Origin of the sequence: Frigoribacterium sp. Leaf172, from assembly GCF_001424285.1 — a bacterium.
Lineage (GTDB): Bacteria > Actinomycetota > Actinomycetes > Actinomycetales > Microbacteriaceae > Frigoribacterium.
Genome location: NZ_LMPB01000005.1, coordinates 26455 through 43704 on the forward strand (window position 1 = coordinate 26455; position 17250 = coordinate 43704).

17 protein-coding genes are annotated in these 17250 nt (G+C 72.6%); 8 read left to right on the forward strand and 9 right to left on the reverse strand.

The annotated features are described in order from the left end of the window. Positions 1–79: 79 nt before the first annotated feature. Complete coding sequence (locus ASF89_RS13840) at positions 80–1258, reverse strand: NAD(P)/FAD-dependent oxidoreductase (RefSeq protein WP_055816066.1); 1179 nt, start codon at positions 1256–1258, stop codon at positions 80–82. 89 nt (positions 1259–1347) lie between these two features. Continuing rightward, the gene (locus tag ASF89_RS13845; RefSeq protein WP_055794792.1) at positions 1348–1887 is read right to left on the reverse strand and encodes a Dps family protein; all 540 of its coding nucleotides are present in this window, start codon (positions 1885–1887) and stop codon (positions 1348–1350) included. A 236-nt stretch (positions 1888–2123) separates the two neighbouring features. Between ASF89_RS13845 and ASF89_RS13850 the strand changes: the two genes are divergently transcribed. Then, complete coding sequence (locus tag ASF89_RS13850) at positions 2124–2465, forward strand: hypothetical protein (RefSeq protein WP_055794794.1); 342 nt, start codon at positions 2124–2126, stop codon at positions 2463–2465. A gap of 4 nt (positions 2466–2469) precedes the next feature. Further along, positions 2470–3183: a triacylglycerol lipase gene (locus ASF89_RS13855; protein ID WP_055815918.1), complete on the forward strand. Its 714-nt coding sequence runs from the start codon at positions 2470–2472 to the stop codon at positions 3181–3183. 6 nt (positions 3184–3189) lie between these two features. Here the strand turns inward: ASF89_RS13855 and ASF89_RS13860 are convergent, their stop codons facing one another. Continuing rightward, positions 3190–4284 (reverse strand): aromatic acid exporter family protein, encoded by a 1095-nt coding sequence (locus ASF89_RS13860; RefSeq protein ID WP_055815921.1) that lies wholly within the window; start codon positions 4282–4284, stop codon positions 3190–3192. Positions 4285–4397: 113 nt separating this feature from the next. Between ASF89_RS13860 and ASF89_RS13865 the strand changes: the two genes are divergently transcribed. The 3 genes from ASF89_RS13865 (at position 4398) to ASF89_RS13875 (ending at position 8636) form a co-directional block, all read left to right on the forward strand. Continuing rightward, complete coding sequence (locus ASF89_RS13865) at positions 4398–5642, forward strand: phosphotransferase enzyme family protein (protein ID WP_156463433.1); 1245 nt, start codon at positions 4398–4400, stop codon at positions 5640–5642. A 330-nt stretch (positions 5643–5972) separates the two neighbouring features. Next, a complete protein-coding gene (locus ASF89_RS13870) occupies positions 5973–8105 on the forward strand; it encodes a DEAD/DEAH box helicase (RefSeq protein WP_055794802.1) in 2133 nt (710 codons plus the stop codon). 135 nt (positions 8106–8240) lie between these two features. Further along, positions 8241–8636: a VOC family protein gene (locus tag ASF89_RS13875; RefSeq protein WP_055794804.1), complete on the forward strand. Its 396-nt coding sequence runs from the start codon at positions 8241–8243 to the stop codon at positions 8634–8636. A gap of 86 nt (positions 8637–8722) precedes the next feature. Here the strand turns inward: ASF89_RS13875 and ASF89_RS13880 are convergent, their stop codons facing one another. Then, positions 8723–8995 (reverse strand): mycoredoxin, encoded by a 273-nt coding sequence (locus ASF89_RS13880; RefSeq protein ID WP_055794805.1) that lies wholly within the window; start codon positions 8993–8995, stop codon positions 8723–8725. Between the two features lie 83 nt (positions 8996–9078). Here ASF89_RS13880 and ASF89_RS13885 point away from each other — a divergent pair, with 83 nt between their 5' ends. Then, positions 9079–10836: a pyruvate dehydrogenase gene (locus tag ASF89_RS13885; RefSeq protein ID WP_055794807.1), complete on the forward strand. Its 1758-nt coding sequence runs from the start codon at positions 9079–9081 to the stop codon at positions 10834–10836. Between the two features lie 124 nt (positions 10837–10960). On the opposite strand, the gene ASF89_RS13890 is transcribed toward ASF89_RS13885, so the two are convergent. Next, the gene (locus ASF89_RS13890) at positions 10961–12316 is read right to left on the reverse strand and encodes a hypothetical protein (protein ID WP_055815927.1); all 1356 of its coding nucleotides are present in this window, start codon (positions 12314–12316) and stop codon (positions 10961–10963) included. Between the two features lie 85 nt (positions 12317–12401). Here ASF89_RS13890 and ASF89_RS13895 point away from each other — a divergent pair, with 85 nt between their 5' ends. Continuing rightward, positions 12402–13040: a CYTH domain-containing protein gene (locus tag ASF89_RS13895; RefSeq protein ID WP_055815930.1), complete on the forward strand. Its 639-nt coding sequence runs from the start codon at positions 12402–12404 to the stop codon at positions 13038–13040. A gap of 124 nt (positions 13041–13164) precedes the next feature. Here ASF89_RS13895 and ASF89_RS13900 read toward each other — a convergent pair whose 3' ends face one another. From ASF89_RS13900 to ASF89_RS13910, 3 genes are read right to left on the reverse strand one after another with little or no spacing between them, the layout of a single operon-like run. Further along, complete coding sequence (locus tag ASF89_RS13900; protein ID WP_055815933.1) at positions 13165–15273, reverse strand: S9 family peptidase; 2109 nt, start codon at positions 15271–15273, stop codon at positions 13165–13167. A gap of 9 nt (positions 15274–15282) precedes the next feature. Further along, the gene (locus tag ASF89_RS13905; RefSeq protein WP_055794814.1) at positions 15283–16080 is read right to left on the reverse strand and encodes a hypothetical protein; all 798 of its coding nucleotides are present in this window, start codon (positions 16078–16080) and stop codon (positions 15283–15285) included. 36 nt (positions 16081–16116) lie between these two features. Then, complete coding sequence (locus ASF89_RS13910; protein ID WP_055794816.1) at positions 16117–16467, reverse strand: hypothetical protein; 351 nt, start codon at positions 16465–16467, stop codon at positions 16117–16119. Between the two features lie 56 nt (positions 16468–16523). On the opposite strand from ASF89_RS13910, the gene ASF89_RS13915 reads away from it, so the two are divergent. Beyond that, entirely contained in the window at positions 16524–17018 is a 495-nt protein-coding gene (locus tag ASF89_RS13915) for an 8-oxo-dGTP diphosphatase (RefSeq protein WP_055815937.1), read from the forward strand. Between the two features lie 6 nt (positions 17019–17024). Here ASF89_RS13915 and ASF89_RS13920 read toward each other — a convergent pair whose 3' ends face one another. Then, positions 17025–17246 (reverse strand): hypothetical protein, encoded by a 222-nt coding sequence (locus tag ASF89_RS13920; protein ID WP_055794821.1) that lies wholly within the window; start codon positions 17244–17246, stop codon positions 17025–17027. Positions 17247–17250: the final 4 nt, after the last annotated feature.

Here is a 17250-nt window from a genome sequence, read left to right on the forward strand (position 1 = left end):
GGTCCGGCGGAGCGGCCCGCCCGCCCGGCGGGCCGACAACCCGCGTCGACCGGGCCGTCCGCCTCCGGAGCGGGGTCCGTCAGATGCGGCCCGCCAGCTCGACGTCGCCGGGCGTGCAGTCGCGGACGACCTCGCGGGCCGCGTCGCGGGCGCCCTCGACGTTCCAGAGCAGCACGCCCTCGACACCCTCGTCGCCGAGGTAGTAGGCCACGGCGCGCCCCTCGCCCTTGTCGTCGAGCACCGTCTCGAGCGACGTGTCGAGCGTGCCGACCGCCTCGTACGAGATGTCGAAGACCTTTGAGTAGTAGTACGGCGTGTGGTCGTAGACCTCGTCGGAGCCCGCCATGATCCGGCCGACCGCGGCGCCCTGCCACTTCGCGTTGTCGACGTGCTCGACCCGTCGCCGCCCGAGGATGGCGTCGGGGTAGCTCGCGACGTCGCCCGCGGCGAACACGAGCGGGTCGGAGGTGCGGAGCGTCTCGTCGACGACGATCCCGTCGTCGACGTCGAGACCCGCGTCGGAGGCGAGTCCGTCGTCGGGCGAGATGCCCAGCCCGACCACCACGGCGTCCGCGTCGAGGGCCGACCCGTCGTCGAGCACGAGATGCAGGCCCGAGTCGTCGGCCGTGCCGCTCTCGACGCGGCGTCCCCGGGCCAGCTCGACCCGCGCCTCCTCGAAGGTCCTGTCGAGCACGGAGGCGATCGGCGCCGGCAGCAGGGAGGCGCCGAGCACGTCGTCGGGGAACACCAGGGTCACGCGGGTGTCGTTCTGGGCGAGCGCGGCCGCGATCTCGGTCCCGATGTAGCTGCCGCCCACGACGGCGACGTGCCGCCCGGACCCGGCCAACTCGCGCAGCCGCCGGTAGTCGGCCGCCGTGCGGAAGTACAGCACGCGGTCGTCGTCGGGCAGGTCGAGGGCCGTGGGGCTGCCGCCCGTGGCGAGGAGCAGCCGCCCGTAGCCGACGGTGTCGCCGTCGCTCGTGGTGACCGTCCGCGCGTCGCGGTCGATGGACTCGACGAGGGTGCGCAGCCTCAGGTCGGCGCCCGACTCCGCGACCGTGCCGAGGTCATTGTCGCTCTCGGTGTAGTCGGGGTCGATCCAGAGCTTCTTCGACAGGGCCGGACGGGTGTAGGGGGCGTCGACGTCGGCGCTGATGATCAGGATCGTCGCGTCGGGGGTCGTCTCGTGGATCGCCTTGGCGGCGGCGTCGGCGGTCATGCCCCCGCCGACGATGACGTGGTCGTAGCTCGTGCTCATGATGCTGTCGGTCCTCTCGACGACGGACGGCACCGCCCCGGAGGCGCGGGTCGCGCGCTCCGGGACGGTGCCGTCATGGGGTGGTGGAGCTAGTTGGCGACGGCGCCGACGCGATCGAGGCCCTCGGCCGCGGCCGACTCGTCGCGCTCGCGGGTGTCGGCCGAACCGGCGTCCTTCGCGGGGTGGCGGTTCTCGGCGCCCGTCATCCAGGCGAGCTGCTCGAGGCGCTCGAGGATCCCGTGCAGCACGTCGGCCGTCGTCGGGTCCTCGTCGTCGACCTCGTCGTGCACGGCGCGCATCGTCTCGGTGACGGCGTACATGCGGTCGACGATCAGGTCGACCACGGCCGTCGTCTCGACCGGCCCTTCGGGGAACTGCACGAGGCTGGTGTTCGCCGTGACGACCGACGAGCGGCCGTCGGGGATGAGGTACACGGCGCGCATGCGCTCGGCCACCTCGTCGGAGAACTCGCGGGCGGCGTCGACGATCTCGTCGAGCTGCAGGTGCAGGTCGCGGAAGTTCGAGCCGAGGAGGTTCCAGTGGGCCTGCTTGCCCTGGAGGTGCAGCTCGATGAGGTCGACGAGGACCTTCTGCATGTTGGTGCGGAGTGTGTCGGATCCCTGGAACATGATGTCTCCCGTTCGTCGTGGGTTCGTTGCCGAGTCTGTGCACCGGTGCGGTGCGATCTGGACGGTAGACCCTCCGCCGTGAGTGCTCTCAGCATTCGGGGGACGGCCGGGGAGGGAACCGGTTCCCTCCCGCTCGCCCGGGTGATATCTTCTGGGTGTCGACCGAGTCGATACCCGTCGGCATCGGTCGGCGGCGCCACCCCGATGGCGGGGTGGGCAGGTCCTGAGGGGGGCGCATGATCACGAGGACGACGGCGACGTCGGCCGAGGCGACGGAGATCGTCCGGCTCCGACGCGAGATCGAGAGCGCCTGGGGCGCGTTCGACGACATCGAGCAGATGGAGTGGAGCCACCGGGTCCTCGTCGTCCGGAGCATCGTGGGCTCGCTGCCCGACGCCGCCAGCGCCGCCTCCCGCGCGGGCCATGGCGAGTTCGCCCGTCAGCTGCTGCACGACGCAGCGGAGTTCCCGCCCCCGTGGGCGAGCATCTGCAGCAAGTGGGACGCCGCCCTGGCGATGTCCCTCGAGGCCGTCGAGGCCGCGGCCTGGTCCGAGAGCGAGCCCCTCGGCCTAGCCTGAGGTCATGACGAACGCCCCCTCCCGCGATCGACCCGGGCGGCGGCGGGTCGGCCTGGCGCGCTTCGTCCGGTGCCTGGTGCTCGACTACGTCTTCGTCTGGCGGGTCCACCTCGATCCGCCCTCGCGACGATCGGTTCCCCGGGTCTACCGCGAGGGCGCCCGGGCGCCCGTGCTCCTGCTGCCGGGCGTGTACGAGACGTGGCGGTTCCTCCGGCCCCTGGCCGATCGTCTCAGCGCCCTCGGCCACCCCGTCGTCGTGGTGCCGGGTCTCCGCCACAACCGTCGACCGATCAAGGCGACCGCCGAGCTGGCCCAGGCCGTGCTCGACGCGCACGACCTCCGCGACGTGATCGTGCTCGGGCACAGCAAGGGCGGCCTGATCGGGAAGACGATGATGGTGTCGACCGACGTCGAGGGCCGCATCGCGCGCATGGTGACGGTCAACAGCCCGTTCTCCGGCACCCGATGGTCGCGGGTGCTGCCGAACCCGGCGCTCCGGGCGTTCTCGCCGCGAGATGCGGATCTGCTCCTGCTGGCCGAGCAGCTCGAGGCCAACTCCCGGGTCACGTCGATGGCGTCGCGCTTCGACGCCCACGTCACCGAGGGCAGCGTGCTGCCGGGGGCCGTCAACCGCACCTTCCCCGTCGACGGGCACTTCCGTCCCCTCGGCCATCCGCGCTGCATGGCGATGATCATCGCCGAGGTCGAACGGGGCTGAAGGCCGTCAGCCGATGATCTCCTCGCGCACCCGGCGGAGATCCTCCAGCAGCGACCCCACGAGCACCCAGTTGTCGGGATCGGGCAGCATGACCTGCACGGGCGCCGTGAGCGCGGGGGAGTCCTCGGGCGACGACGCCGACGAGGCGGGCCGGCCCCCGGTGCCGGGCCGCGCCTCCTCGGTGGTCCTGGCGAGCAGTCTCACGTCGTGAGCCGCGCGACGGAGGTCTTCGGCGATGCTCTGCACGACCGGGTCGTCGGCCAGGGCGGGGTCGTAGTTGTCGTGCACGGAGCGGACCATGCCCACCACGCGGTTGACGAGCACCGTCAGCCGGTCGAGCAGATCCCCGTCGGCCTCGAGCACCGACCGGTTGCGACTCGCGCGCGGATTGAGCTGGAGGCTCTCGACGCCGGCGGTCACGGCCGAGGAGGCGCGGGCCTGGGTAGCGCGCAGGGCCCTCGCGTTCTCGAGACCCGCCGCGAGACGGTCCGCGTCGACCGGCTCGGCGAGCACGGCGGCGGTCTCGTCGAGCACGGCGGCGATGTCGCGGGCGAGCCGCCCGACGGCCAGATGGGCGGGCGCGAGCAGCACGGGCGGGACGATCAGGGCGTTGACCGCCAGTGCGATCGCCGCCCCGATGATCGTCTCGAGCACCCGGTCGAGGGCGTAGTCGGGGGTCTGGGCGCCGATGGCGAGCACCAGCATGGCGGAGATGGGCACCTGGTTCGCCGAGCTCGGCGTCAGCCGGAAAGCCCAGGCCACCAGCAGGCTGACGACGACGATGACGAGCACGATCCACGTCGAGTCGCCGAACAGCACGCCGGCGGCGTAGGCGATGAGCACGCCGGCCATGACGCCGACGCTCCGTTCGAGCCCGCGGACGAACGACTGGTTGACGCTCGGCAGCACCACGAGCAGCGCCGCGATCGCGGCGAAGATCGGCAGCGGCTGCTGCAGCAGCGCGATCGAGGCGAACCAGGCGGCGATCACCGCCACCGAGGTCTTGACGACCTGCAGCAGCGGCGTCCGCTTCGACTGCCGGATGCGCGAGACGACGGCTCCGCCCGGCAGACGCGGGGGACGCGGAGGGAGGGGTCTCACGCGCGACGGTCTCACCCGCTCAGACTAACGACCGGCCCGGACCGACGATCACGATTCGGTCTCCCCGCCGCCGTGCGCACGGCGGCTCGCGCGCCGGCTGGTTCACTGGTGGGGTGTGGCCTGATTCGGCGGAGATCCTCCCTGCAGCGTTCGCGAACTCCGGCGTGACCGTCGTGTCGTTCCGACCGCACTCCGTCGAGCCCTCGGGTGCCGGATTCCTCTACGGCTACGAGGTCGACACGGTCGACGCGCACGGCACCACCGCCACCGTCCTGACCTTCATCGACACGGACGCCCGCGCGGTCGACGGGTCGTCGGTCCTCACGACCGACCCCGCCACCGGTCGGCCCCTCGCGGTCTGGGCCTACCCGGCCGACCCCCTCCTGCCGGCGCTCGCCGGGGTGACGTTCCCCGACCGCGTCGTCGAGTCGCTCGCCGCGCTCGGCATCGTCGTGACCTCGCCGACCCTCACCGTGGCGGCGTACCGGCCGGGCAAGCGCGCGGTGATCCGTCTGGATTCGGCGGAGGCGACGCTGTTCCTCAAGGTGATCCGACCCGACCGGGTGGCGCCCATCGTCGAGCTCCACGCCGCGTTCCGCGGCCGGGGCGTCCCGGTCCCGGCCGTGCTGGCGTCGCGCGCCGACGGGCTGCTCGTGCTCGAACGGGTGGCCGGCGAGCCGGCGGGGCGGCACGTGCTCGCCCTCGCCGACGACCCGCGGTTCATCGATCAGCTCGTCGAGATCGGCCGGCGGACGGCCACGGTGCCCGTCGTCTCGCAGGCCCAGTCCGACGCCCTCGATCACGGCGACTGGCACCGGGCGACGCTGCTCGGGCAGCTGCCGTCGAACGCGGCCGAGATCGACGCCCTCTACGCCGAGATCGAGCGCCGTCGGGCGAGCTGGGTCGGCGACCCCCTTGCGGTCATCCACGGCGACCTGCATCTCGAGCAGCTCTTCGTCGACCCGGCGGAGCCCTGGCGGGTCACCGGCGTGCTCGACATCGACACGGCGGGCGTCGGGCATCCGGCCCGCGACGCCGCGGCGCTGATCGCCCACCTCGTCGTGACCGGCCAGTGGCACCGCGGCAACGGCGACGAGGCCCAGGCCCGTGCCTGCGAGCGCCTCGCCGACGAGGTCACCGGCGTCTGGACCGAGCGCGCGCCCGAGTGGGCCGAGCGTCTCGCCCCGGCCGTCGCGTCGCAGCTGCTCGCCCACGCGGGCGGGCAGGCGACGCTCAGCACCGAGACCGGGCGCCGGAAGGCCGTCCAGCTGATCGGCGCCGCGACGGGCGCCCTGCGGTCGTCGGCTGCCGACCGCGTCGACCCTGCCGACCCCGTCGACCGCCCCGAGTCGGTCTGACCCGCTGCGGCCCTGGTGGGCCGGCATCCGCGACACACGAGGAGGCGCGGGTGGCGTCGGTCCCTCCCGTGCGCGTAAACTGACCCCAGCATCAACGCCCGCGTCGTCGACCGACCCGGCCCGCCACGAGACACCGCTCTCGTCCGGTCCGCTCGTGCCCGTCGGTCCCGCCGGGGCGGGGTGGCCCGTCTCTCCGCGGACACCACAGCTGCACCCCGTCCAGCCCCACCCGCGGGCACGGCCGCGCGCATCGGGCGCGACCGGCTCGCACCGTCGCCGTCACGGCGGCGCATGCACCGTCGACGTCCACGTCGACCACGAGGAGGAGCCTTGGCTCGACCAGGCCAACGTCAATCGGGCGGCACCCGTACCGCCGCACGCTCGCACCGTCGACGCGAGGTCGACAACGACGGGCTGATCCCCGTGCTGGCCCGCGCCGTGCGCGAGGTCGAGGCGGCGGCTCAGCGGGGGCAGGTGAAGCCCTCGTCCCGCACCAAGTTCCAGGTCATCGCCCTGCTGATGCGCGAGGAGCGCGCCCGCGTCAAGGTCGACAAGACCATCTCGGACTCCGAGCGGGCCGAGCAGATGAAGCGCCTCGACGGCGTGGCGCAGATCCTCGCGAAGACGGCCGCCCGCGACACATCGCTCATCGCGCTGCTCGCGGAGGACGCCGTCGTGTCCGAGACCGCCAAGGCGCTCAAGCGCGACCTGCAGATGTCGGCCGGTCTCGAGCTCGCGCCCGAGGAGCTCGTCATCGTCACCGAGAAGGCCCCGGCCCCGGTGGCCTCCGAGCGTCAGGTCGTCCCGCAGTCGGTCGTGTCGCGGCAGCTCGCGAACCCGTTCCTGCCGCCGGACTTCTCGCTCGCCGAGGTCGCCCGCGAGGTGCACCCCGTGCGCCTGGCGAACTGGGAGCTCTTCGGCCCCCTCTTCAAGTCGTTCGAGTACGGCGCCGGCGGCGGGCCCGCCTGCATGCCGCTGCCCGAGCCGACCACCGTCGACGCGCCGGCCGGCGCGACGCTCATGCACCACCAGGCGCAGCTCGTCGAGTCGGCCCGTCAGGGTCACCGCACGTACCTGCTCGCCGACGAGCCGGGTCTCGGCAAGACGGCCCAGTCCCTCCTGGCGGCCCAGGCCGCCGACGCCTACCCGCTGCTCGTCGTCGTGCCGAACGTCGTCAAGACCAACTGGGCCCGCGAGGTCCAGCTCTGGACCCCGACCCGCAGCGCGACCGTCATCCACGGCGACGGCGAGAACCTCGACGCCTTCGCCGACGTCGTGATCGTCAACTACGAGGTGCTCGACCGGCACGTCGGCTGGCTCGGCGAGCTCGGGTTCAAGGGCATGATCGTCGACGAGGCGCACTTCATCAAGAACAAGGAGTCGCAGCGTTCACGGCATGTCATGCAGCTGTCGCAGCGCATCCGTCAGCGGACCGCGCACCCGCTGCTCATGGCGCTGACCGGCACCCCGCTGATCAACGACATCGAGGACTTCAGGGCCATCTGGGAGTTCCTCGGCTGGATCGGCGAGAAGAAGCCGAACGCCGAGCTGCTCGAGCAGCTCGAGGACGCGGGGCTGACCCCGGCCGACCCCGGCTTCTTCTCGTCGGCCCGCGAGATCGTCATCGACATGGGCATCGTCCGGCGCCGGAAGGTCGACGTCGCCGCCGACATCCCCGCCCGGCGCGTGGCGGACCTGCCGGTCGAGCTCGACGACGAGGTGGGTCGCTCGATCCGCGAGGCCGAGCGCGAACTGGCCCGCCGTCTCGTCGAGCGCTACCGGTCCGCTCTGGCGACCCGCACCTCCGGCGTCCGCGTCGACGGGGTCGACCACGATCTGGTGCGCCAGGTCGCCAAGTGGGAGCTGGAGGACAGCCGCTCGGCGTCGTCCGGCGAGAACGTGTTCAGTATGGTCCGTCGCATCGGCCAGGCGAAGGCCGGCCTCGCGGCCGACTACACCGCTCAGCTGGCCCGCAACGTCGGCAAGGTCGTGTTCTTCGCGAAGCACATCGACGTGATGGACACCGCCGAGGCGACCTTCGCCAAGCGCGGCCTCAAGTACGCGTCGATCCGCGGTGATCAGACGCCCGCCGTGCGCCAGCGTCAGATCGACGCGTTCGTGAACGACCCCGAGGTCGCCGTCGTGGTCTGCTCGCTGACGGCCGCCGGCGTCGGCCTCAACCTGCAGGTCGCATCGAACGTCGTGCTCGCCGAGCTCTCGTGGACGGACGCCGAGCAGACGCAGGCCATCGACCGCGTGCACCGCATCGGACAGGAGGAGCCGGTCACCGCGTGGCGCGTCATCGCCGCCCAGACCATCGACACGAAGATCGCCGAGCTGATCGACAGCAAGGCCGGGCTCGCGGCCCGCGCCCTCGACGGCGACGACAGCGAGATCGCGGCATCGACGGACGTGCAGCTCGATGCGCTCGTCGCCCTGCTCACCGAGGCCCTCGGGGGCTGACCGCTCGCCGGCCGACCCGTCGACGGGTCGGCCGGCCCTCCGACGCCCTGGCCGCAGAGCGCGGGGGAGGGGCGCCTCCCAGCGAGGGCGCGTTCTGTGGTGGTCGATCCGTCATCCGACCCCGAGGAGCACCCCATGCCCGAGATCCAGGGCTACGCCCACGTCGCCATCACCGTGTCCGACCTCGACGCGAGCCTCGCGTTCTACGAGCGGCTGCTCGGCACGGCGCCGGTCGGCCGCATCCAGCTCGAGGGTCTCGACCGTCGCCTGTTCCCCGTCGGCGGTGGGCAGATCCTCGGTGTGACGGCCTACACGCACGGCTCGGCCGACGTGTCCGATCCGACGAAGCCCGGTCTCGACCACATCGGGTTCGCCGTCGCCGACCGCGAAGGCGTCGTGGCGTGGCAGACCCAGGCGACCGAGGCGGGCATCGACTCCGATCTGCAGGACGCCGACTTCGGTCACGCCCTGATGGTCAAGGACCCGGACGGCAACCAGATCGAGTTCTTCGCACCCGCCGCCGAGGCCTGATACCGGACCCGGGCCTCGGCCCGGACGCACGGAACGGCCGCCCCGCATCCCTGCAGGGCGGCCGTCGCGGCGTCCGGGCCGTCGGGCTAGAGGCCGAGCTTGGCCTGCACGTCGGCGAGCGACGGGTTGGTCGCGGTCGAGCCGTCGGGGTAGATGATCGTCGGCACGGTCTGGTTGCCGTCGTTGACGCTCTGGACGATCTCGGCGGTGCCGGGCACCTCCTCGATGTTCACCTCGGTGTAGGCGATCCCCTGCTTGCCGAGCTGCTGCTTCAGGCGTGCGCAGTACCCGCACCACGACGTGCTGAACATCGTGATGGAGCCGGCGGCGGGGACATAGGCGGTGGCGGTGTCACTCATGACCCCAGGCTAGGCCCGGTCGGCGGTGAGCGAGGGGGGAGTTGGCTGGGAGGCGCACCCGGCACCCGAACGAGAGGATCACCATGGCCGACACGGTCGCCGATCAGATCATCGCCCAGCTCGTCGCGGCGGGGGTCCGTCGCATCTACGGCATCGTGGGCGACAGCCTCAACCCGATCGTCGACGCCGTGCGTCGGACGGGAGGGTCGTCGGCGGGCGGCATCGACTGGATCCACGTGCGCAACGAGGAGGCCGCCGCGTTCATGGCCTCGGGCGACGCCCAGATGAGCGGTGAGCTCGCCGTCTGCGCAGGGTCGTGCGGCCCAGGCAACCTGCACCTGATCAACGGGCTCTACGACGCGCACCGCAGCCGCGCGAAGGTCCTCGCCATCGCCAGTCACATCCCGAGCGAGATGATCGGGTCGGGGTACTTCCAGGAGACCCACCCCGACCGCCTCTTCGTCGAGTGCTCGGGCTACAGCGAGATGATCTCCACCGCGGCGCAGTCCCCGTCGGTCGTCGCCTCGGCCATCCGTCACACGCTCGCGGGCGAGGGGGTGAGCGTCATCACGCTCCCCGGCGACATCGCCGAGCTCGACGCCGCCGGGCGCGTGCCGACCCCGGTGACCGTCGGGGCGGCGGAGCTCGTCCCCGCCGCCGCCGACGTCGAGGCCCTGGCCGCCGCCATCGACGCCGCCGGCACCGTCGCGCTCTTCGTCGGCGAGGGCGGCCGCGGGTCGCACGACGAGATCATCGCGCTGGCCGATCTCATCGGCGCTCCCATCGGGCACAGTCTCCGCGGCAAGGACGTCATCCAGTACGACAACCCGTTCGACGTCGGCATGACCGGGCTGCTGGGCTACGGGGCCGCGCACGCGGGAATCCACGACGCCGATCTGCTCGTGCTGCTCGGCACGGACTTCCCGTATCCGCAGTTCCTGCCCGACGGCGAGAAGGTGACGATCGCGCAGGTGGATGTGAACGCCGCGGTGATCGGTCGCCGCGCCGACGTGCACGTGCCCGTCCACGGATCGGTCGCGGCGACGCTGCGGGCCCTGACGCCGCTCGTGCGACGGAAGCGCAGCCGGAGGTTCCTCGACCGCACCCTGAAGAAGCACCGGAAGCTCATGACGGGTGCCGTGGGCGCCTACACGAAGAACGTCGAGAAGCTGCGGCCCATCCACCCCGAGTACGCGGCCTCGCTGGTCGACGAGATCGCCGCCGACGACGCCGTCTTCACGGCCGACACCGGCATGGGCAACGTCTGGGCCGCGCGCTACGTGACGCCGACGGCCGAGCGGCGGATCTTCGGGTCGTACCTGCACGGGTCGATGGCGAACGCGCTGCCGCACGCCCTCGGCGCGCAGCTGGCGTTCCCGGGGCGGCAGGTCGTGTCGATCTCGGGCGACGGCGGTCTGTCGATGCTCCTGGGCGAGCTCGTCACGGCGAAGATGTACGAGCTGCCGGTCAAGATCGTGGTCTTCAACAACAGCACCCTGGGGCTCGTCAAGCTCGAGATGCTCGTCGACGGGCTGCCCGACTTCGGCGTCGACGTGCCGTACACGGACTACGCCGCCGTTGCGCGGGCCATCGGCATCCACGCCGTCCACGTCGAGGACCCCCGCGACCTGAGGACCGCCCTCGAGGCGGCCTTCGAGCACGACGGCCCGGCCCTCGTCGACATCGCCACCGATCCGAAGGCGCTCTCGCTGCCGCCCATGATCACGGGGGCCCAGGTCAAGGGCTTCTCCCTCGCGATGTCCAAGATCGTCATGAACGGCGGCGCCGGCGAGGCCGTGGCGATGGCGCGCTCGAACCTGCGGAACGTCCCCCGGCCGTAGTCGCCGTCGAGGAGGCGCGGCGGGGGTCGATCGCACCCGCACCGCGCCTCCTCGGCTCGGCTTCGAGACCGCCCGGGAGGCGCGGCCCAGGAGGCGCGTCCGAAGCCGCGACGCACCGCCCGCGTCAGCCGGCGGCGGGGGTGCTCCGTGCCGCGAGCCGTGCGACGGCCGCGAGCGGGATGCCGATCCAGTCGGGTCGGTTGCGGCTCTCGTAGACGGCCTCGTAGACGGCCTTGTCGATCTCGAACGCGTCGAGCAGGGCGCGCTCGGCACGGACGTCGACGCCGGACGACGCGATGTACCCGTCGACGAACGCCCGGCGGGCGTCGTGCGCCCAGCCGCTCGCGTCGATCGGGGTCGATTCGTGGGCCAGGGAGCCGGCCACGTAGTCGAACGACCGCAGCATGCCCGCGATGTCGCGAAGGGGCAGGTCGGGGCGCGAGCGCTCGGGCATCGGCCGGAGGGGCTCGCCCTCGAAGTCGATGAGCATCCAGCCGCGCTCCGGCGAGAGCAGCGCCTGACCGAGGTGCAGGTCGCCGTGGATCCGCTGCAGCTCGGGCCAGGCGAGGTGCTCGGCCGCGTCGTAGACGGCGCTGATCGCCGCCTCGTGCTCGGCGATCTCGGGGACCTCTCGGGCGGCGGTCGTGATCCGACGACGCATGCTGACGAGAGCGCCGCCGACCTCGTCCGGCCCGGCCGCGACCGTGCCGAGCTCGGCGGCGAGCGTCGCGTGCATCTCGGCGACGGCGACGCCGAGGTCACGGGCCTCCGCGGTGAAGTCGGTGCCGGCTGCGGCCGCGGCCAGGGCGACGCGCCAGGCGTCGTCGAGCCCGGGCAGGAACTCCTGCGAGAACGCGAGGTGACCGGTCGCCGTGCCCCCGTCGCGCCCCGGGTCGGTCCAGGTCGCGCGCAACGACCCGAACGACGACGGGACATGGGTCGACCCTCCGCGCGTCAGCGAGGCCTGGGTCGTCACGTCGGGGTTGTCGCCGTGGTGCAGCACGCGGAAGACCTTCGCGATGACGTGCTCGACGGGCCCGCCCTCGACGTCGTAGATGATCGACGTGTTCGACTGCTCGCCCGAGAGCACGCGCGAGCGGCGCACCCGACCGGGGTCGACGATGCGGCTCCCCTCGACGACCACGTCGGGCCCCTCGACGCGGGACTCGTCGGTCATGACGCGCAGGAGCTCGGCCGCGTAGGCCGGGTCGTGCGGCCCGTCGTACAGGTAGCGGCCGTCGGCGGACCCGATGAAGGCCCTGTCGCCGCCGGGGAGCGGTGCGTCACGGGCCACGAGGGGCACCTGGTACAGCACCGGGGTGTCTGCGGCCTCGTCGATGACGAGGAGGGTGAGCGCCAGCGCATCGCCGAGGTCGGACTCGAACGACCCGATGACCCGCAACGCGGGGGTCCGCCCCTTCGTCGCATACCAGCGCTGTCGCGCCATCCAGCCGGCCAGACTCGGTGCCACGTCGCTCATGCGACGACCCTACGCCCGGGCGATGCGACCCGCCCGGGACGACCTCGTCACCGGACGACGGGGAGGACCGGCTACAACTGGAGTCATGAGCCGCAGCGAGCAGACCGAGATCGAGCGCAAGTACGACGTCGACGGGACGGCGGCCGTGCCCGACCCCGTCGGAGTCGCCGGCGGCGGGCTCGTCGTCGCGCACGTCGAGAGCCCCGTCGTCGTCGAGCTCGCGGCGACCTACTGGGACACCGACGACCACGCGCTCGTCGCCGCGCGGACGACCCTGAGGAGGCGCGAGGGCGGCGGCGACGCGGGTTGGCACCTCAAGCTCCCGCCGGAGGCCGGTTCGACGGGTCGCCGCGAGGTGCACCGGCCCCTCGGCGCGGCCGACGAGCCGGTGCCGGACGAGCTGCTCGGACTCGTCTCCGACGTCGTCGGCGATCGGAGCCTCGGGCCGGTGCTGAGGCTCGAGACGACCCGAACGGTGCGCGCGCTCGTCGGGGGCGACGGCTCGTCCCTGGCCGAGATCGCCGACGACGACGTCGTCGCGACCCGGCTCGGGTCGGACGTCGAGCGCCGGTGGCGCGAGTGGGAGGTCGAGCTCGCGCCGGGGGTCGACGGCCCGTCCGGAGAGGGTCTCCTCGACGCCGTCGAGGAGGTCGTCCGAGCCGCCGGGGCCGTCCCGTCGACATCGCGGTCGAAGCTGGCCAGAGGTCTCGGCGCCGAGGGCTGATGCGTCAGCGGCGTCGCGGCTCGACGACCCGCCCGATGCGCCCGATGCGCTCGACGCGGCCGACGCGGCCGACGCGGCCGACGCGGTCGACGCGGTCGACGGTCGATCCGGTCCGCACCGTCGCTCAGGCGCGGCCGAGCACGTCGAGGATCCAGGCGATCTCGAAGGCCCGCTCGCGCCACGACTCGTAGCGTCCGCTGACGCCGCCGTGCCCGGCCGACATCTCGGTCTTCAACAGCACCGGCGCACCGACGTCGCGGAGCCGGGCGACCCACTTCGCGGGCTCCACGTAGAGCACCCGCGTGTCGTTGAGCGAGGTGACGGCGAGGATGCGCGGGTACGAGACCCCGTCGCGCACGTTCTCGTAGGGACTGTAACCGCGCATGTACTCGTAGACCTCGGCGTCGTGCAGGGGGTCCCCCCACTCGTCCCACTCGATGACCGTCAGCGGCAGGTCGGGGTCGAGGATGCTCGTCAGGGCGTCGACGAAGGGCACAGCCGCCACGATGCCGGCGAAGCGGTCGGGCGCCAGGTTGGCCACGGCGCCCATCAGGAGTCCGCCGGCGCTCCCGCCCTCGGCGACGAGCAGCTCGGGGCTGGTGCGCCCTTCGGCGATCAGATGATCGGCGACCGCGACGAAGTCCGTGAACGTGTTCTTCTTGGTCAGGGTCTTGCCGTCCTCGTACCAGGCGCGGCCCATCTCGCCGCCGCCCCGCACGTGCGCCACGGCGAACACGACGCCGCGGTCGAGCAGCGAGAGCCGGGCGACGCTGAAGCCGGGGTCGATGCTGTGCTCGTACGATCCGTAGCCGTAGAGGTGCACGGGCGCGGGGCCCGACGCGGGGGCTGCGTCACGACGCCAGACGAGCGAGACGGGGACGCGCGTGCCGTCGGCCGCCGTCGCCCAGTCCCGAGCCTGCTCGTAGTGCTCGGGATCGTATCCGCCGAGCACGTTCTGCCGTTTGAGCAGACGGCGCTCGCCCGTGCGGACGTCGAGGTCGTACACGGTCGACGGCGTCACGAACGACGAGTAGCCGAAGCGGACCGTCGGCTGGGCGAACTCGGGGTTGCCGCCGGCGCCGGCGGCGAAGAGCGGCTCGTCGAACTCGACCTCGGTCACGTCGCCGTACCCGTCGGGGCCGAGGGGCATGACGGCGAAGCGGGGGAGCGCGTCGCGGCGGTACTCGACCACGAGGTGACCGGCGAACGCGTCGACGGACTCGAGACGGACGGAGGCGCGGTGCTCGACGATCACCCGTCGGTCCGTCCTCGAGGTGGGGTCGTCGGCCGGCACGTCGACCAGCTCGAAGTTATCGGCGCCGTCGTTGTGCACCACGAGCAGTCGGTCGCTGCCCGCGACGATCGCGTGCTCGACCTCGTACTCGACGCCCTCGCGGCGGGGCCAGACGACCCGGAACTCGCCGGTGGGGTCGCTCGAGTCGAGCAGCCAGGTCTCGCTGGTGATCTTCGAGCCGATGTCGACGACGAGGTACTGGCGGCTGCGGGTGAGACCCACGCCGATCCAGTAGCGGTCGTCCGTCTCCGTGAACACGACGACGTCGTCACCCGCCTGACCGACCTCGTGACGCCAGATCGTGTCGGGTCGCCAGGACTCGTCGACGGTGGGGTAGAAGACGTAGCGGCCGGTGGCGTCGAAGACGGCCCCGGGAGCGGTGCCGGCGACCTCGTCGGCGAGGTCCTCGCCGGTGGCGAGGTCTCGCACACGGAGCGTGTACCGCTCGTCGCCCTCCGTGTCGACGGCGTAGGCGAGGAGGCGGCCGTCGGGTGAGACGTCGAAGCTGCCGAGGGAGAAGAAGTCGTGGCCGTCCGCCTCGACATTGCCGTCGAGCAGGACCTGCTCGCCCTCGGCGGCCCGCGCGGCGTCGATCGTGGGAGGGGTCCAGTCGTCGGAGCCCGAGATCGGGGCACGGCAGTGGATGCCGTACTGGGCGCCCTCGGCGGTGCGCGAGTAGTACCACCAGTCGCCTTCGCGGACGGGCACCCCGAGATCGGTCTCCTGCACGCGGCTCTTGATCTCGTCGAAGACGGTCTGACGCAGATCGGCGAGGTGCTCGGTCTCCGCGGCCGTGTGGGCGTTCTCGGCCTCGAGATGCGCCACGACCTCGGGGTCCTCCTTCGCTCGGAGCCACTCGTAGTCGTCGACGAAGTCGTGACCGTGGTGGCTGCGGGTGACGGGTTTCTTCGGAGCGCGTGGTGCGGGGACGGAGGCCATCCCGTCAGCCTACTGAGACGACCTCCGGTCGTCGGTGACACCCCGTTCGCGCGGCGGGACGGCGGGGTACTCGTCGGATGCCGCGTGCGCGTCGGCGGGGTCGGGGGCCTCCGCCTCGCGGCGTTCGTCGGCGGCCTGCTCGGGCGTGCCGGCCTTCTCGGGGCCGGCGCCGGCGCGGACGCCGGGCAGCGTGACCAGGCCGTCCATGTCGTCGTCGGGCAGGCGGGTGGCGTCGTCGGGTGTCGTCATGCCCGCGAGGCTACGCGCGGCGGACGCTGCGGGGGCCGCTCCCGTCAGGGCGGCCGGCGGTCGGAGCCCGGCGACGGTCGGGCCGAGGTGCGCCTCGCCGGGCTCGAGGTCGGCGATGGCCCGGCGATCGCTGGCGAGCCGCCGCACCCCCGCGTTCAGGCGGGCGTGCAGCTGCATGAGGTGCAGACGGTAGGCGTCGGGCTCGGTCTCGCTGTCGTCGAGGAACGCGTTGCAGGCGAGCGTCATCTCGTTGAGGACGGGCAGTGCGGGCGACCGCGGCGTCGTCCCCCGCCGCGCCGTCCGGATGACGCCCCGCAGCCCGGACACCGAGCGCCTCGCCGCCCCGTAGTCGGGGTCGCTCGCGGCGGCGTCGGGGCTCGACGTGGGATCGATCCGGTGCAGCACGCGCCGGAAGTGGATCTCGGTCACGAGCTCGTTCAGGGCCGAGGCCTCGGCCCGACGGGACTCGAGACGACGCACGAGCAGATTGGTCGCGAAGGCCGCCCCGGCGCCGAGGAAGGCGCCGAGCGTGACCGTGAACACGTCGCTCCAGAACATGCCGCCAGACTACGGACGACCACCGTCAGCTGAGGGTCAGCGCGACGCCGCGTCGATCCGCCCCATGAGCGACCAGACGGCCCTCGAGAGCTCGGGATGCCAGAGAGCGACGGTCCGGAGGAAGCGCAGCTCGTCCGGCGTGCCGAGGCCGCCGGCCACGGGCACGCCGTCGACGCCCCGGGCCGCGGCCCGGATCGAGATGACGACCTGCTCGTCGACCGTCGGGAGCCCGGGGATGACGTCCCACGGGTCCTCCCCGTTGCGGCACCGCAGCTCGATGAGGGCCGAGAGCTCGTCGTGCGCCTCGGCCCGGAGCACCTCGAGGCTCCGTCCGGCGCCGCGGAAGCCCGGGACGCCTCCCTGAGGCGCTGGGGGTGTCTCGGACATGCCGACGAGCCTACGCGCGAGCGCCTCCACGACGCCCCGGCCGCTACCCTCGGCGCATGGTCTACCGAGTCTGCGTCGCGTACCTGCTGAGAGAGACCGACGGCCGGTCGGAGGTCCTGCTCGGCCGCAAGAAGCGGGGTCTCGGGACGGGGCGCTACGTCGGGCTGGGCGGCAAGCTCGAAGCGGGGGAGTCCGCGCTCGCCGCGGTCGTCCGCGAGATCGAGGAGGAGGCCGGGGTGACGGTCGCGCCCGACGACCTCGAGCATCGCGGCGACCTGATGTACCTGTTCCCGCATCGGGAGTCGTGGAGCCAGAGCTCGGCGGTCTTCGTCACGACGCGGTGGACGGGCGAGCCGGCCGAGAGCGACGAGCTCGCCCCCGTCTGGTTCGACGTGGACGATCTCCCTCTCGACGAGATGTGGAGCGACGCCCGTGCCTGGCTGCCCGGCGTGCTGGCCGGGGCGCGCGTGTCGCACGAGTTCACCTTCGGCGAGGATCTCGCCAGCGTCGTCGCCGACCGGGCGCTCGACGCGCGGCCGCCGGTCCGCTGAACCGCGTCAGCGCCCGTCGCGCCGCGATCCGCTCGACCGCACGAAGAAGTCGACGACCCCCGCGACGACTGCCAGTGCGAGCGCCGTCCAGGCGTAGCCCACGAACAGCCCGGCGACGTCGCGCCCGCCCGGGGCGAGCACGATGCTGAGCGCGTAGAGGCCGGCGGCCGCGAGGAGGAGGGCGATGACGATCGCGACGAGCAGGCGGTGCGAGGAGCGGCGGTTCACGACC

Coding starts and splice junctions, on each gene's coding strand:
- ASF89_RS13875 (WP_055794804.1), top strand. CDS start 8,241: ATGCCCGAGATCCAGGGCTACGCCCACGTCGCCATCACCGTGTCCGAC.
- ASF89_RS13840 (WP_055816066.1), bottom strand. CDS start 1,258: ATGAGCACGAGCTACGACCACGTCATCGTCGGCGGGGGCATGACCGCC.
- ASF89_RS13910 (WP_055794816.1), bottom strand. CDS start 16,467: ATGTCCGAGACACCCCCAGCGCCTCAGGGAGGCGTCCCGGGCTTCCGC.
- ASF89_RS13900 (WP_055815933.1), bottom strand. CDS start 15,273: ATGGCCTCCGTCCCCGCACCACGCGCTCCGAAGAAACCCGTCACCCGC.
- ASF89_RS13905 (WP_055794814.1), bottom strand. CDS start 16,080: ATGTTCTGGAGCGACGTGTTCACGGTCACGCTCGGCGCCTTCCTCGGC.
- ASF89_RS13845 (WP_055794792.1), bottom strand. CDS start 1,887: ATGTTCCAGGGATCCGACACACTCCGCACCAACATGCAGAAGGTCCTC.
- ASF89_RS13885 (WP_055794807.1), top strand. CDS start 9,079: ATGGCCGACACGGTCGCCGATCAGATCATCGCCCAGCTCGTCGCGGCG.
- ASF89_RS13850 (WP_055794794.1), top strand. CDS start 2,124: ATGATCACGAGGACGACGGCGACGTCGGCCGAGGCGACGGAGATCGTC.
- ASF89_RS13895 (WP_055815930.1), top strand. CDS start 12,402: ATGAGCCGCAGCGAGCAGACCGAGATCGAGCGCAAGTACGACGTCGAC.
- ASF89_RS13855 (WP_055815918.1), top strand. CDS start 2,470: ATGACGAACGCCCCCTCCCGCGATCGACCCGGGCGGCGGCGGGTCGGC.
- ASF89_RS13915 (WP_055815937.1), top strand. CDS start 16,524: ATGGTCTACCGAGTCTGCGTCGCGTACCTGCTGAGAGAGACCGACGGC.
- ASF89_RS13880 (WP_055794805.1), bottom strand. CDS start 8,995: ATGAGTGACACCGCCACCGCCTATGTCCCCGCCGCCGGCTCCATCACG.
- ASF89_RS13890 (WP_055815927.1), bottom strand. CDS start 12,316: ATGAGCGACGTGGCACCGAGTCTGGCCGGCTGGATGGCGCGACAGCGC.